Genomic DNA, 14829 nt, shown 5'->3' with positions numbered 1-14829 from the left:
CAGCGTGAAGCGCAACGAACAAGCTGCAGTCCGGCCCGAGGACGCGCTACACGCCGATCTTGCACACACCGGCACCGACGGACGCCTACCGATCCCTGGGTTGCTATCACGCGGCGAGAAAGCGGTCCAGGAGGCAAAGCGGCACGCTCAGAACGCCGTTCTGATCAGTTTTGATGAAAAAGGCGAACCCAGCTGACGCTGGGTTCGAAGGTCGAGCATTTGGCGGTGGCGGAGGGATTTGAACCCCCGGTTGGGTTTAACCAACTCTCGCTTTCAAGGCGAGTGCATTAGGCCGCTCTGCCACGCCACCGCCGAACAGCCTAAGGGGTCCAGCCCCGCGCGAGCCTGTCGGGTCCGTGTGTAGCGTTGCGGCCATGCGCGCCATCGTCGTCGAATCCCCAGGTCAACTGGCATGGTCCGAGGTACCGGACGTGACGGCCGCGGTCGGCGAGATCGTCATCGACGTCACAACCGCGGGAGTGAACCGGGCTGATCTGCTGCAAGCCGCCGGCCTTTATCCGCCGCCGCCGGGGGCCAGCGACATCCTGGGACTGGAGGTTTCGGGCGTCGTCTCCGAGGTCGGCGCCGGCGTCGGGAACTGGGCGGTCGGCGACCAGGTGTGCGCGCTGCTGGCCGGCGGCGGTTACGCCGAGAAGGTGGCCGTCCCCGCGGCCCAGGTCATGCCGATCCCGGCAGGCGTGAGCCTGCATCACGCGGCGGGCCTGCCGGAGGTCGCGGCCACTGTGTGGTCCAACCTGGCCATGACCGCCCACCTGCAGGCCGGACGGCTGGTGCTGCTGCACGGCGGCGCCAGCGGCATCGGCACGCACGCCATCCAGGTCGCGCACGCGCTGGGCGCCCGCGTCGCGGTCACCGCGTCACTCGAAAAACTGGAGCTCTGCCGCGAACTGGGTGCCGACATCCTGATCAACTACCGCGACGAGGACTTCGTCGAGCGAATGACGGAAGTGGGCGGCGCCGACGTCATCTTCGACATCATGGGCGCCTCGTACCTGGATCGGAACATCGACGCGCTCGCGCCCGACGGCCGCGTGGTGATCATCGGCATGCAGGGCGGCGTGAAGGGCGAACTGAACATCGCCAAGCTCCTGGGCAAGCGGGCCGGCGTCATCGCCACCGCGCTGCGCTCCCGCCCCGTCGACGGGCCGTCCGGCAAGGCCGCCGTGATTTCCGAAGTGGTACAGCATGTTTGGCCGATGATCGCCGACGGGCGGGTGCGCCCGATCATCGGCGCCGAGCTACCCATCGATCAGGCGGCGGCCGCCCATCAGCTCCTGCAGGCTGGTGCGGTATCAGGGAAAGTGCTTCTGCAGGTGCGCGATTAGGTTCGCGTAGTGACGTTCACCTACACCGCGCCCGTCCGCTATCTGGAGGTCGACCAGCAGGGCGTGGTCTTCAACATGTGGTACCTGGCCTACATGGACGAGGCCTTCGGCGCGTTCGTCGCCCAGACGGCTTCCTGGCACGACGTCTTCGACGCCGGCGTCGACGCTCAGGTGGTCCACACCGAACTGGACTGGTCCGGTTCCCTGAAGTGGGGTGACCAGATCCACGTCGACGTGACCGTCCCCGCCCGGGGCTGTACCTCGTTCACCGTCGAATTCCTCATCCACGCGGGCGATGCCACACAGCCCATCGTCACCGCACGCACCGTCTACGTCTGCATCGCCACGGACGGTTCCGGCAAGATCGAGCCGCCGCAATTGCTGCTCGATGCGCTGGACTACAAGTAACTAACCCAGCGACGCCAGCGCGCGAACGAGCTGATCGACTTCGGCGGTCGTCGTGTAGTGCCCGAGACCGACCGTCACGGCGCCACCGATGTCGTTGACGCCGATGGCCTCCAGCACCCGAGAGTTGCTGTCCGACACGGCCAGTACGCCGTTGTCGGCGAGCCGGCTGATCACGCGGTCGGCAGGCACGCCCTGGACGGCGAAGCTCAGCACCGGAATGCCGGCCTCGGGCGCACCGAGGACCATCACCAGCGGCAGCGACCGCAGCGAGTTGCGCAGGTACCCGAACACCCGGCTCAGGTAGGCCTCGGCCGATTGCGTTGAGCGCGCGAGCCGTTCGCGGCGGGAGCCGGTTGCGGCGTCGTCGAGGTTGGCCAGGTATTCGATGCTGGCGACGACCCCACCGAGCAGTCCGAACTGGTGCGCACCGACTTCCAGGCGCGCGGCTCCCGTGGCGTTCGGATCGAGCGAAACGGTCGTCAAGGTGTCGATCATCGCGGGGTCGCGGAACACCAGCGCACCGATCGGCGGGCCACCCCACGCAATCGCATTCAGCGCCACCACATCGGCGTCGACGTCATTGATGTCCAGCAGGCGGTAGGGCGCGGCCACAGAGTGGTCGACCACGACCATGCCGCCGTTCTCCCGCGCCATCTTTGTCACGGGCCGCAGATCGGTGACGGTGCCGAGCTTCGACGATGCCGACGTGATCGCGATCAACCGGGTCGGCCGGGTGATGAGCGTCTCCCACTGCCAGCTGGGCAGTTCGCCGGTCTCGATGTCGACCTCGGCCCACTTGACCTTGGCGCCATAGCGGTTTGCGGCCCGCAACCACGGTGCGATGTTGGCTTCGTCGTCCAGACGTGTGACAACCACTTCGTAGCCCAGGCCCGACCGCGATGCCGACGCCTCGGCCAGCGAGTTCAGCAGGACGGCACGGTCGGCACCGAACACCACGCCGCGCGGATCGCCACCGACGAGATCGGCGACGGCCTGGCGCGCGGCGGTCAGGACCGCGGCGCTGCGCTGCGCGGCCGGGTGCGGTCCGGCGGCCGACGACATGGAACCGCGGAAAGCGGTCGAAACGGTGGTCGCTACCGAGTCCGGCAGCAGCATTCCGGTCGGCGCATCGAAGTGCACCCACCCGCCGCCCAGTGACGGGTGCAGACCGCGCACCCGGGCGACGTCGTATGCCATGCCATGCCAACCTTCGAGCGATTCAGGCCTGCCAGCCAAATTTTTCCGGCGGGCGTGCCCCGCTGCACACGCCGGCGAAAGCCGGGCCACCCGAACAGCCATACTAGTGCAGTGAGCTTGGCGTCCGGCGTCCTTGTCGCCCTGTTGATCATGGTGATCCCTGGAGCAATCACCGCCCGTGCAGCACAGCTAACCTGGCCCGTTGCCATCGCAGTCGGCCCCGCAGTGACCTACGGCATCGTAGCTTTGGCCGTCATCCCACTCGGTGCCGTCGGCGTTCCGTGGAACGGCTGGACAGCGTTGCTGGCATTCGTCATCGTGGTGGCGGTGGTTGCCGGGCTTCGTCGTGCCCTGAGACGCTTCGGCGACACCGCGGCGGAAGCACTCGCCATCACCCGCGGCCCGGCCCTGTTCGTGGCTGCCGGCATCGGCGTCGGTGTGGCGGCGATCGCAATTTCAGCAATCGTCGGCATGCCGCATTGGCAATCCATTCCGAGCACCTGGGACTCGGTCTGGCACGGCAACACCATCCGCTGGATTCTCGACGTCGGTCAGGCCTCGCCGATGCACATGGGCGAGCTTCGCAATGTGGAGACCCACGCGTTGCTCTACTACCCGTCGACGTTCCACGCTCTCGCCGCGGTTTTGTGCCAACTCACCGGCGCCGCCCCCGCGACGGCCTACACCGTGTCCTCACTGGCGGCCTCGGTCTGGCTGTTCCCGGTCAGCGCCGCGAGCCTGACCTGGGCCGTGGTTCGGCCCTACGCCTGCCAGCGCTGGAGCGCCGGAGCTGCCGCCGCGGCGGGCGCTCTGGCCGCATCATTCACCGCACTCCCCTACGTCGAGTTCGACGTCGCCGCCGTCCCCAACCTGGTGGCCTACGGTCTGGCCGGGCCGACGACGGTGCTGATCATGTCGTGCCTGCGGCACCGGGACCGGATTCCGCTGGCGGTCATCGCCCTGATCGGCGTGTTCTCCACCCACATCACCGGCGGCGTCGTCGTCGTCACCTTCGTCGGCGCGTGGTGGCTGTGCGACACCCTCCGACATCCGGTGCGCGGCCGGGTCACCGACTTCGTGAGCCTGCTGGCCGTCGCGGTGCCGTCACTGCTGTTGTTGATTCCCCAGTTCATCGCGGTGCTGGCGCAAGCGGACATCATCGTCGGGCATGCATTCGTCACTCATCAGAGCCGACTTCGGGTGCTGTTCAACGCCGTCGTACAGCACACGCGGCACCTCAACGACTACCCGATTCAGAACTTCCTGATCGCGCTCGGCGGCATCGGCGGGCTGATCCTGCTGCTCAAACGAGTCTGGTGGCCGGCGGTGGTCTGGGCGGTGCTGATGATCGCGATCGTGCATTCCGGCGCGCCCTTCGGCGGACCGATCGGTGCGCTGATCGGGACATACGCAGACCTCTACTACAGCGACCCGCGCCGCCTGTCTGCCGTGGTGACCTTGCTGATCACCCCGTTCGCCGGGATCGCGTTGTTCGCCATCGTCAAGTTCGTCGTCGACTGGCTGCAGAAGCGGGCACCCCGCACCGAACGGTTCTGGGCCGTCACCACCGTGGCGCTGCTCCTCGTCTCGACCCTCGTGCTGGCCTGGCACTACTTCCCCCGGCACCGCTATCTGATCGGCCAGAAGTACGACCGGATCATGGTCAACGACAAGAACCTCGAGGCCTTCGCCTATCTGGCGACGCTGCCCGGCGCCAAGGACACCCTGATCGGCAACGCGAACACCGACGGCACGTCCTGGATGTATGCGGTCGCAGGCCTGCACCCGCTGTGGACGCACTACGACTATCCGCAGCAGCAGGGCCCGGGCTACAACCGCTTCATCTTCTGGGCCTACGCCGACGACGCCGACACCGATCCGCGGATCGCGCAGGCCGTGCGTGCCCTGAACATCCGATACGTGATCACCAGCTCGACCATCGTCAAAGGGTTCGTCATGCCCGACGGACTAGTGTCGCTGGATAAGTCGAAGTCGTGGGCGAAGATCTACGACAATGGGCGGTCCCGCATCTACGAGTGGCGCGGCGACACCGCCGCACCGGCGAACAGATAGGAACAGTGCAGGCATGACGCTGAAACCAGAAGACGACGACAACATCGAGGTCATCGGCGGGGACCTGGCATTGGGCGGGGACCTCGGGCAGGACCCCGACGAGGGTGACGAAGGCAAATCGCTGACCGACCTGGTCGAGCAGCCGGCCAAGGTGATGCGGATCGGCACCATGATCAAGCAGCTGCTGGAGGAAGTACGCTCCGCGCCGCTGGACGAGGCCAGCCGAAACCGCTTGCGCGACATCCACCGGTCGAGCATCCAGGAGCTCGAAGACGGCCTGGCTCCCGAACTGACCGAGGAGTTGGAGCGGCTGTCGCTGCCGTTCTCCGAGGACAAGGTGCCGTCGGCCGCCGAGCTGCGCATCGCGCAGGCCCAGCTGGTCGGCTGGCTCGAGGGTCTGTTCCACGGCATTCAGACGGCCCTGTTCGCCCAGCAGATGGCGGCCCGCGCGCAGCTCGAGCAGATGCGCCAGGGCGCACTGCCGCCCGGAGCCGACGGCGGTCGTGGCCCGTTCCACTCCGGCACCGGCCAGTACCTGTAGACCGTGTCCGAGCCGCATATCTCCACACAGAACGCGTGGGTCGAATTCCCGATCTTCGACGCGAAGTCCCGATCGCTGAAAAAAGCCTTCCTCGGTAAGGCCGGCGGCGGGATCAACCGCAATGAGTCGAATGTCGTTGTGATCGAAGCACTTCGGGACATCACCATGTCGCTCAACATGGGCGACCGGGTGGGTTTGGTCGGGCACAACGGCGCCGGTAAGTCGACGCTGCTGCGGCTGCTGTCGGGCATCTACGAACCGACGCGCGGTTCGGCGACGGTGCGCGGCCGGGTGGCCCCGGTGTTCGACCTGGGTGTCGGCATGGACCCCGAGATCTCCGGATTCGAGAACATCATCATCCGCGGACTGTTCCTCGGCCAGACCCGCAAGCAGATGGAAGCCAAGGTCGACGAGATCGCCGAGTTCACCGAACTCGGCGACTACCTGTCGATGCCGCTGCGCACCTACTCGACGGGTATGCGCGTGCGCTTGGCGATGGGCGTGGTCACCAGCATCGATCCCGAGATCCTGCTGCTCGACGAGGGCATCGGCGCCGTCGACGCGGAGTTCCTGAAGAAGGCCCGCACCCGGCTGCAAGCCCTGGTGGAACGGTCCGGAATCCTGGTCTTCGCAAGCCATTCCAACGAATTCCTGGCCCGGCTGTGCCAGACCGCGATGTGGGTCGACCACGGCACCATCCGGATGACGGGCGGCATCGAGGACGTCGTCCGCGCCTACGAGGGCGACGACGCGGCACGGCACGTGCGCGAGGTGCTCGAAGAGAACGAGCGCGAGCGCCAGACGTGACCGACATGTTGTGCGCGGTGATCGTCACCCACCGGCGTCCGGAGTTGTTGGCGAAATCCCTTGCCGTGGTGTGCTCTCAGACGCGACTGCCCGATCACGTGATCGTCGTCGACAACGACAACGACCCCGCGGTGCGGACCTTGGTGGAATCCCAGCCGGTCGCGACCACGTACCTCGGTTCGGCCCGAAACCTCGGCGGCGCAGGCGGTTTCGCGCTGGGCATCCTGCATGCGCTGGCGCTGGGCGCCGAGTGGGTGTGGCTGGCCGACGACGACGGGCGTCCCGCTGATTCGTCGGTCCTCGCGACACTGTTGGACTGCGCGGCGAAGCACGACCTGGCCGAGGTGTCGCCCATGGTGTGCGACCTGAACGAGCCTGCGCGGCTGGCCTTTCCGTTGCGCCGCGGGCTGGTGTGGCGGCGGCACGTCTCCGAGTTGCAGGTCGATAAGAATGCCGGGGTCGACTTGCTCCCCGGCATCGCGTCGTTGTTCAACGGCGCGCTGTTCCGGGCCGCGACACTGGAAGCCGTTGGCGTACCGGATATCCGGCTGTTCGTCCGCGGCGACGAGGTCGAGGTCCACCGCCGGCTCGTCCGCTCCGGCCTGCCGTTCGGCACCTGTCTGGGCGCGGTGTACCTGCACCCGCAGGGCTCCGACGAGTTCAAGCCGATCCTCGGCGGCCGCATGCACACGCAGTACCCCGACGACGCCACCAAGCGCTACTTCACCTACCGCAACCGCGGATATCTGCAGTCCCAGCCGGGTATGCGCAAGCTGGTCCCCCAGGAGTGGGTGCGGTTCGGTTGGTACTTCCTGATCACCCGGCGGGATCCGTCGGGGCTGCGCGACTGGATGCGATTGCGCCGCTTGGGACGAGACGAGAAGTTCAGCAGGCCCGGTTCGGGCGGACCCATTTCAGGAGGACAGCGATGACGTTCACCGACGCGGCCGCGCAGTCCAAGACGCTGCGCCGCGCTTGGGGCGACCTGGTGAGCGGCTTCGGCAAGCGCGAACTCTGGCTGCACCTGGGCTGGCAGGACATCAAGCAGCGCTACCGACGCTCGGTGCTCGGTCCCATCTGGATCACCATCGCTACCGGCACCATGGCCGTGGCGCTGGGTGGCCTGTACTCCCAGCTGTTCCACCTCCCGCTGGCCGAGCACCTGCCCTATGTGACGCTGGGCCTGATCATCTGGAACCTGATCAACGCGTCGATCCTCGAAGGCGCTGATGTGTTCATCGCCAATGAGGGCCTCATCAAACAACTTCCGACGCCACTGTCGGTGCATGTCTACCGCTTGGTGTGGCGCCAGGTGCTGCTCTTCGCGCACAACATCATCATCTTCGTGATCATCGCGATCATCTTCCCGAAGCCGTGGTCCTGGGCCGACCTGTCGGTGATCCCGGCCCTGGCCCTGATCGTCGCCAACTGCGTCTGGGTCGCCCTGTGTTTCGGCATCCTGGCCACCCGCTACCGGGATATCAGCCCGCTGCTGGCGAGCCTGGTACAGCTGCTGTTCTACATCACCCCGATCATCTGGAACGACCAGACGCTGCGCCTCCAGGGCGCGGGCACGTGGGCGAAAATCATTGAGCTGAACCCCCTTCTGCACTACGTGGACATCGTCCGCGCGCCGTTGTTGGGCGAACCTCAGGAACTGCGGCACTGGGTCGTGGTGATCACGTTGACCATCCTGGGCTGGGTCGTCGCCGCGATCGCGATGCGGCAGTACCGGGCCCGCGTGCCGTACTGGGTGTAGGCCCACCGGCGTCATGGGTCCGACTCGGCCTCAGCGTTGTCGAGTAGGTGCGGCTGCAGCCCGAACGCCTTCCAAATTCGCCCCACCGTGGATCTGGACAGCCCGTACGCGTCGGCCATCGATGCCCTGGACCACGGCTCGGCGCCGGACGACGAACCGCTCAACGTCGCAGCGACCACCTGTTCGATCTGCTCGTCGCTGATCCGGCGCGGCGCGCCCGGGCGTGGCTCATCGGTCAACCCGTCGAGCCGCTTCAACAGGAACCGCCGCCGCCATTTCCCGACCGTCTGTTGCGAGATACCCAGTTCGGCGCTCACTTGTTTGTTGGACTTACCTGCAGCACAGCCCAATACGATCTGACATCGCTGGGAGAGCGCGCGCGGCGAGTGCGCGGACCACGCCCACTGGGTGAGCGTTCGGCGTTCCTCGTCGGTCAACGTCAGCTTGTCAACCGGCCTGCCGCCGCGCGCCGTCATCTCCACAGCCACCATTACCGTTGAAGTATTCGGCAGTGCCAGTTCCCGCGCACACGACATGGTTACCATCCCCAAACCCCGTGCAAAGGACTCGTCCCGATGACCGGACGGGTCATCGAGGTGCCGCAGTGGTGTCGGAATCGGCCTCGCGGTGCAACTCACGAATCTCGGACTTGAAGATGCGCAGCGACTTGCCGACCGCCTGCGCGGCATCCGGGAGCTTCTTGGCGCCGAACAGCACAACCACCACCACCGCCAGAACCAGCCAATGCCATGGACCGAAATTGGCGATCATGATTGCCTCCTGATTGGAAAATTGACGCGGCCGCAGCCGAGTTGCCGTGCGCGGCAGATGGTTCCCGCCGCGCACGGCGAACAGCGCTACGCGATGACCGAAGAGGTGATCGGGCAGAACGTGTTCATCAACACCGGGTCCACGAGGAACTCGGGGTACTCGGGGTCGAACCACCGGTCCACATGTGCGAAGTGGTCCGGGTGCATCAGATACGTTCCGACGAGGCCGGGCAACTGGGCGTACTCCTGCTCCCACACATGGGTCCACGGATTCAGGCCGGTAGCCGTGTCCGGCTTCGAGACCGTCGACAGCTGCCAGCGCTGAATCGTCTTGATGTACTTGGGCATCGACGACGTTTCCTTGCTCCACTGATCAAGCCGCTCACGCGTCGGGTTGACGTTCGCGCAGAAGAACGCAACCCGGTAAATCGTCGGGCCGTTGGCAGTGCCTCCCGACAGTCCGCCGTTGTAGGTGACCTCGTTGAGCGACGCCACCGTGTTCTTGTCGTTCAGCAAGGCTCGTAAGTCCTTGCCCTGCTTGCTGTTCGACGCGGATTCATATCCGCCCCGGTTCGCAAAGGAGGCGCGGCACACCAGGTCGCCACCGTTGAGTTTGAACTGGTTCTGCGGTGACGCCTGCGCGATGGGCGCTTTGACCCTGGGCAGGCCCTGCATCAGCGACTGGAACTTCGCCGTCGCCGCCGTTCGCCCGGCGGGATCCATTCCCTTGGGGAACTCAATTACCAACACCCAGTTATACATTCGCGAGCCCCGCAAGATCGTCGACGTCGGCCAGGATCATCCGTGACCGGGATTTACACAGTTTCGGCGCCTTGTCGCGCCACCAACTCAGTACCGCCGGATCATTCCGGCCGGCGAACTTGAAGCCCCAGACGCCGAGGGCGTCCGGCACGGTCCACACGAAGAGAATTCGATTCGAACTCGGCTCGCCGTCGACCAACCACTCACACGGCAGAACCATCCGATTCGCGAGGGTCATGCCACGCTTCTGCGCTCCTGGCACGTACTGCTTCATATAGGCGTCGACGAACGCCGGCCCCTGTCCCGGAGCTACCGTGATGTCGTCGATTACCCAGATTGGTTTAGCCATTCACCGACTCCTTTCTTGTTGTGAGACAGCAGCTCTGGCTCACTGCTGACGAATCCGACGTCACCAGACACGCACCGAGTCGACGAGCATCTGCGCCGGATACACGGCTCCCGAACTGGGCGCCGTGAGACTGAGGATCGGAACGATCCGGGAATTGGGAACCGAGGGCGCGGGGACTACGAACGACGGCTGCGCACCCTTGGCGTAGTCGGACCAGACGTACATCTGGTCCTGGTGCAACTGCCCACGCCAGGTGTGCCACTGGTCATCGACATCCATCCGATACGAATCGGATGAACCTGCGCCCATCCATTGAATGTGGCCGTACCACCCAGACAGCCGCAGGCGGTCCGACGTGTCGGGAAGGGCTTGCAGCCTCACCCGCGCTTCCCAGGTGGTGCCGGCCCCGCCCTGCCAGTTGGCCACGACGGTCCCGCCGACATACCGGTCGCCCTCGCGGGTAGCGCGAACGACGAGGTTCGAATTGCCGTCGAGGAAGGCACTGGGCGAAACCTCCCATTTCGCACCGTCCGGACGAGTTCCGGCCGGACCGTCGAACTCGTCCGCGAAGAGCGGGTGTCCTTGCGCGCCGCCCAGCGACAGGGCGCTCGCAAGCGAGCCACCCCCTGTCCTCTCGGCGTGAGCAACGGAGACAGGGGCCGCGGCTACGAGCAAGCCGAACCCCGCCATTTTCATCAAACTGCGGCGATCGATCTCAGACATGCCGGCGAATATAGCCATCGAACATTTGCAGATCGGCCTATCGCTATCGGCGTGTCTGAATATATTGGCGGCCTCAATAATTGTTCAATGCATTTAAATTCGTATTATTACAGGTATTATTGGCGCACTTATTCAAGCAACTTATGGAACCTATATACGCAGGTAGAAGACTTTCGCTGCGGCTCCAGGGGCAATTCTGTGAACTCATCGCAATTGTTTCGAGCCAAAGTAGTGATATCGATGGTCCAAGGTGCTCCATGTGACTCGAATTCCCTCGTGTTCATTTCTATCCAGATAGGGAGAAACCATATGTCTATATTGCCGCTGAATTCGCGGGACGCCTATCTGGCGACAATGGTTACCGGCCTCGCCGCAACCATGCTGAGCTTCACGAGCGGAGTTGCCGGCGCTGACAACTCCGTCATACCCACGCCCGATCCGGGAGCATTCACCTCCCAGTCCACGGCCGATTCGGCCTTGACCACTCCGTCCGAAACTCTGCCGGCCATGGCCGACTCAACTCTTGCCACGCCGTCGCTGGTCACGCCCAGCCCGTTGACACCCACAACCGCAATGCCTGGGTCCACCGCGGCACCGACCAATGGCGCTTTGTTACCAACGCTTTTAGTGGAAACTGGTAACTTCCTCGGCCAACTGGGGAATGCGCTGGCGGCGGGCACCCCCGCGACGGTCCCAGCCTCCTAGTCGCACCAGCTGAAGCAGCGCGTCGTTGGGTCTCCGCGGCAGAGTGTCGCGTAGGTCACTACCCCGGGCTCAGCTCGTTGTCTCCGGGGTTCCTGCCGGCCACTTGACCGTCACCTCGGGTTCGGTGGCGCGGAGTTCAATTGCGGCTACCGGCTTTCCGCGTCCCCCAGGAGCAATCATGACCATCACCGAAACCCCCACCACCAACGACACCGCGAACGGGCAGGTCATCGAGGCCGAGCTCGTCGAGGCCGCTGACGCCGCCGAAGAGGAGGCCAACACCGGCCTCGCCATCCGCGAGGTGCTGAGCGGTGTGCTGGAGCGTCAGCTCGACGCCGGCCACAGCCTCACCCGTCAGCTCGTCAGCGCCACCTCCGCGGCCGCCGAGGCCGTCGTCGAGTCTCCGGCCAAGGTCCTCTCGTCCGTCCGCGACGGCGCCACCCTGCCGGATGCGGTGACCGAGACCGGCTCGGCCGTTCAGGACGTGCTGGCCGAATCGGGTCGCGACATCCGCAGCGCCGTAGGCGAATACGTCGGCCGCAACGCCGTCGGCCCGAACGCGATCATCGCCGGCGCCTCGCACGTGGCCGGCTCGCTGGTTCGCGCCCAGGGTGCTTTGACCGCGACCGCCGTGGACGGACTGTTCACCGTGGCCGGCACCGCCACCCAGGGCGCCGACGACGTGCGCGAGGTCACCAGCCGCGAATGGAGCGAGCTGCGCACCACCGCCACATCGGCCCGCGAAGCGGTCGAAGCGCAGATCACCGTCACCCGCGAGAGCATCCGGGACGCTTTCGACACCACTGCTTGATTCACCGCGACGCTCGGGGTCGGCTGCATTCCGCAGCCGACTCCGATGCACCCCCTGTAGCGAGTTATCCACAGGCTCGTCGAACTCTGTTGCGATGACCCAGATCCACGAGTAAACTCGAACACATGTTCGATCACTGTGGCATCAGCGGCACGGGAGTCCTCGTGCACGATGTCTCAACGGTCGATGCCATGACGCACTACGCGCGGGTCGAAGCGGTGGCCGCGTCAGGCCGGTTCGTGGCGATCGCCGACCTGGTCGCGCTGCGCGTCGACAATCAGGGTGATCGGCAGTGGTGGGCCTGCGATGGCTGGGACGCTGCCTGCGCGGAAGTCGGCGCCGCGCTAGGGATCGGTCCCAAGGAAGCGTCGGGGCAGTTGTCGATCGCCGTCGCGTTGCGGTACCGGCTCCCGCGGGTGGCGGCGGCGTTCGCCGACGGCGGGGTGTCCGCGCGGACGGTGGGCACCATCTGCTGGCGCACCCGACTGGTCGAAGACCCCAACCTGATGGCCGTGATCGATGCCGCGCTGGCCGGGGCACTGTCCGAGTGGGCGGGCCTGTCGCGCAAGAAGATCGAGAAGAAGATCGACGGTTGGGTGCACAAATTCGATCCGGCCGCGGTCCTCAAAGTCCGGTCCGCGGCCCGCCGCCGTGGGGTCGGGGTCGGCAAACCCGACGACGACACCGGGGTGGCCTCCATCTGGGGTGCGCTGCTGGCCACCGACGCCGAACTGCTGGATCGGGTACTGACCGAGATGGCGCGGCAGGTGTGCGCCAACGATCCCCGCACGTTCGGGCAACGGCGTGCCGATGCTCTGGGTGTGCTGGCGGCGCGCGGTGACCGCCTGGCGTGCCAATGCGGTGCGCCGGATTGCCCGGCCGCCGGGCCCGATGCCCGGGCGACCGCCGTGGTGATCCACGTCCTGACCGACGCGCTACCGGCGCCGGTGGCGGATCCGCTGCTCAGCGGTGACCCGGCCGCGCCCCTGGCTCCCATACCGCCGGCGCCCCAGCGTGAGCCCGACGCCGCGCTGGCGCCGGCGTCGGAGCCCGCACCGGTGAGCGATCCGCAGCCGGCCACCACGCCGTACAACACCCCGGCCCCAACACCAGCACCGGAGTCGGAGTCGGCGCACGAAACCGCGCGCGAAGCGGCACCGATGCCGGTGCCCGCCCCCGCGTCGGCACCTGTCCGAGCCCCTGCTCCGGTACGCACGCCCGTCGGCTACATGGTCGGCGGGGCGGTGGTGCCACCGGCGCTGTTGGCTGACCTGGTGGCCCGCGGCGCCACAGTCCGCACCGTCGCCTCAGCCAATGGCCTGGCCGCGGTGCCGCGGTACCGGCCATCGGTCGCCATGGACGAGTTCGTCCGGATGCGGGCGATGACGTGCATGTTCCCCGGCTGCGACCAACCCGCGACCGCCTGCGACCTCGACCACACCATCCCGTGGCCGGCCGGGCCGACCCATCCGGGCAACCTCAGCCCGAAATGCCGAAAACACCACCTACTCAAAACCTTCTACAGCGGGCCCGAGGGGTGGCGGGACCGCCAACAGCCCGACGGCACCATCGTGTGGACCGCACCCACCGGCCACACCTACACCAGCGTGCCCGAAAGCCGAATCCTGTTCCCCCACAAGCAGTGTGATACACCACTGCCGGACGGGCCACCGCCGAACGTCACCGACCTCGACACCCCGCCGGCACCCGGACGCGGCATCATGATGCCCATCCGGCAGCGCACCCGCGCCCACAACCAAGCCCAACGCATCGCCTACGAACGCGCCCTCAACGACGCCGACCTCCAAGAAATCGCCGCGGCACAAGAAGCCGCCGACCGCAGACACGCAGCCCGCGAAGCGGCCGAAAACGACATGTCACCACTGTCCGAGTCAATCCGCAAAGACTGATCGGACGGCGGCCTCATCGCCGTCGACTTCGACGAGTCCGAGTGCACGGGCATCGCTGAGGGCGAGAGCACCCGCAGCGAGACCAAGGATGCAGGCGGGGCCCGCGCTGATCGAGGCATCGAGCTTGCGGCCGTCGGGCGGACCGACCTCGAAGCCGGATCGGGTCGCGCGCAGCTGCAAGGACTGCTCGCCCATCACGAGACCGATCGTCACCGCGGAGCGGACCTTGACCCGGCCGTCGAGCAGGGCCGGGACGGCGAGGGTGAGCCACTCCGGCCGGAAGGAGTCACTGCCGGCGGGACCATTGATCATCAACGGCGTGGACCAGCGGAGCAGGCTCTCGATCGGCTGACGCAGCTCCGCACCCCACGGAGTCAGGGTGTACTCGACCACGCTGCCCTCGCCGGCCACCCTGCGCTCGACGACCCCTGCCGCTTCGAGATCGCGGAGCCGGTCAGCGAGCAGGTTGGTTGCGATACCCGGGAGACGATCGATCAGGTCGCGATAGCGGGCGGGTGCGATGAGCAGTTCCCGAACGATGAGCAGGTTCCATCGGTCGCCCACGATTTCGAGGGACCGGGCGAGCCCACAGTATTGGTCGTAGCTGCGCATCACTCCGCCCTTCTACTTGAATTTCTCAAGTGACTATGAGATGTTCAAGCATACCC

18 protein-coding genes and 1 tRNA gene are annotated in these 14829 nt (G+C 66.2%); 11 read left to right on the top strand and 8 right to left on the bottom strand.

Annotation, left to right across the window (positions count from 1 at the left end):
• Positions 1–4: 4 nt before the first annotated feature.
• Positions 5–196 carry a hypothetical protein gene (locus tag ACNO8X_RS04880; RefSeq protein ID WP_418004391.1) on the top strand — a complete coding sequence of 64 codons (192 nt, stop codon included), beginning with the start codon at positions 5–7 and terminating at the stop codon, positions 194–196.
• A 24-nt stretch (positions 197–220) separates the two neighbouring features.
• On the opposite strand, the gene ACNO8X_RS04875 is transcribed toward ACNO8X_RS04880, so the two are convergent.
• Positions 221–310 (bottom strand) — tRNA-Ser (locus tag ACNO8X_RS04875).
• A gap of 64 nt (positions 311–374) precedes the next feature.
• On the opposite strand from ACNO8X_RS04875, the gene ACNO8X_RS04870 reads away from it, so the two are divergent.
• Entirely contained in the window at positions 375–1346 is a 972-nt protein-coding gene (locus tag ACNO8X_RS04870) for an NAD(P)H-quinone oxidoreductase (protein WP_418004390.1), read from the top strand.
• Between the two features lie 9 nt (positions 1347–1355).
• Entirely contained in the window at positions 1356–1754 is a 399-nt protein-coding gene (locus ACNO8X_RS04865; RefSeq protein ID WP_418004389.1) for an acyl-CoA thioesterase, read from the top strand.
• On the opposite strand, the gene ACNO8X_RS04860 is transcribed toward ACNO8X_RS04865, so the two are convergent.
• Positions 1755–2951, bottom strand: a complete 1197-nt coding sequence (locus tag ACNO8X_RS04860; protein ID WP_418004388.1) for a cysteine desulfurase-like protein — start codon at positions 2949–2951, stop codon at positions 1755–1757.
• Positions 2952–3062: 111 nt separating this feature from the next.
• Here ACNO8X_RS04860 and ACNO8X_RS04855 point away from each other — a divergent pair, with 111 nt between their 5' ends.
• The 5 genes from ACNO8X_RS04855 to ACNO8X_RS04835 are packed head-to-tail and all read left to right on the top strand — an operon-like array spanning position 3063 to position 8131.
• Positions 3063–5024, top strand: a complete 1962-nt coding sequence (locus ACNO8X_RS04855; RefSeq protein ID WP_418004387.1) for a DUF6541 family protein — start codon at positions 3063–3065, stop codon at positions 5022–5024.
• Between the two features lie 13 nt (positions 5025–5037).
• Positions 5038–5565 carry a bacterial proteasome activator family protein gene (locus ACNO8X_RS04850; RefSeq protein ID WP_418004386.1) on the top strand — a complete coding sequence of 176 codons (528 nt, stop codon included), beginning with the start codon at positions 5038–5040 and terminating at the stop codon, positions 5563–5565.
• A gap of 3 nt (positions 5566–5568) precedes the next feature.
• The gene (locus ACNO8X_RS04845) at positions 5569–6372 is read left to right on the top strand and encodes an ABC transporter ATP-binding protein (protein ID WP_043402619.1); all 804 of its coding nucleotides are present in this window, start codon (positions 5569–5571) and stop codon (positions 6370–6372) included.
• 5 nt (positions 6373–6377) lie between these two features.
• A complete protein-coding gene (locus ACNO8X_RS04840) occupies positions 6378–7304 on the top strand; it encodes a glycosyltransferase (protein ID WP_418005782.1) in 927 nt (308 codons plus the stop codon).
• Positions 7301–8131 (top strand): ABC transporter permease, encoded by an 831-nt coding sequence (locus tag ACNO8X_RS04835; RefSeq protein ID WP_418004385.1) that lies wholly within the window; start codon positions 7301–7303, stop codon positions 8129–8131. The genes ACNO8X_RS04840 and ACNO8X_RS04835 overlap by 4 nt, the downstream gene beginning before the upstream one ends.
• 11 nt (positions 8132–8142) lie before the next feature.
• Here the strand turns inward: ACNO8X_RS04835 and ACNO8X_RS04830 are convergent, their stop codons facing one another.
• From ACNO8X_RS04830 to ACNO8X_RS04810, 5 genes are all read right to left on the bottom strand, one after another.
• The gene (locus ACNO8X_RS04830; protein WP_418004384.1) at positions 8143–8622 is read right to left on the bottom strand and encodes a helix-turn-helix domain-containing protein; all 480 of its coding nucleotides are present in this window, start codon (positions 8620–8622) and stop codon (positions 8143–8145) included.
• Positions 8623–8719: 97 nt separating this feature from the next.
• Positions 8720–8899 (bottom strand): Sec-independent protein translocase subunit TatA, encoded by a 180-nt coding sequence (tatA, locus tag ACNO8X_RS04825; RefSeq protein WP_418005781.1) that lies wholly within the window; start codon positions 8897–8899, stop codon positions 8720–8722.
• Positions 8900–8988: 89 nt separating this feature from the next.
• Positions 8989–9651: a Dabb family protein gene (locus tag ACNO8X_RS04820; protein WP_418004383.1), complete on the bottom strand. Its 663-nt coding sequence runs from the start codon at positions 9649–9651 to the stop codon at positions 8989–8991.
• Positions 9652–9655: 4 nt separating this feature from the next.
• Complete coding sequence (locus ACNO8X_RS04815; protein ID WP_418004382.1) at positions 9656–10012, bottom strand: hypothetical protein; 357 nt, start codon at positions 10010–10012, stop codon at positions 9656–9658.
• A 60-nt stretch (positions 10013–10072) separates the two neighbouring features.
• A complete protein-coding gene (locus ACNO8X_RS04810) occupies positions 10073–10735 on the bottom strand; it encodes a hypothetical protein (RefSeq protein ID WP_418004381.1) in 663 nt (220 codons plus the stop codon).
• 276 nt (positions 10736–11011) lie between these two features.
• On the opposite strand from ACNO8X_RS04810, the gene ACNO8X_RS04805 reads away from it, so the two are divergent.
• The 3 genes from ACNO8X_RS04805 (at position 11012) to ACNO8X_RS04795 (ending at position 14161) form a co-directional block, all read left to right on the top strand.
• The gene (locus tag ACNO8X_RS04805; RefSeq protein ID WP_418004380.1) at positions 11012–11440 is read left to right on the top strand and encodes a hypothetical protein; all 429 of its coding nucleotides are present in this window, start codon (positions 11012–11014) and stop codon (positions 11438–11440) included.
• Between the two features lie 178 nt (positions 11441–11618).
• Positions 11619–12251, top strand: coding sequence for a hypothetical protein (locus ACNO8X_RS04800; RefSeq protein WP_418004379.1), 633 nt, complete (start codon positions 11619–11621; stop codon positions 12249–12251).
• A 125-nt stretch (positions 12252–12376) separates the two neighbouring features.
• Positions 12377–14161, top strand: a complete 1785-nt coding sequence (locus ACNO8X_RS04795) for a DUF222 domain-containing protein (RefSeq protein ID WP_418004378.1) — start codon at positions 12377–12379, stop codon at positions 14159–14161.
• On the opposite strand, the gene ACNO8X_RS04790 is transcribed toward ACNO8X_RS04795, so the two are convergent.
• Positions 14144–14773: a winged helix-turn-helix transcriptional regulator gene (locus ACNO8X_RS04790; protein ID WP_418004377.1), complete on the bottom strand. Its 630-nt coding sequence runs from the start codon at positions 14771–14773 to the stop codon at positions 14144–14146. The two genes, ACNO8X_RS04795 and ACNO8X_RS04790, sit on opposite strands and share 18 nt — an antisense overlap.
• Between the last annotated feature and the right edge of the window lie 56 nt (positions 14774–14829).

The organism is Mycobacterium sp. PDNC021 (assembly GCF_048282635.1).
Classification (GTDB): Bacteria; Actinomycetota; Actinomycetes; order Mycobacteriales; family Mycobacteriaceae; genus Mycobacterium; species Mycobacterium llatzerense.
This window is presented reverse-complemented; position numbering and strand designations above follow the sequence as displayed.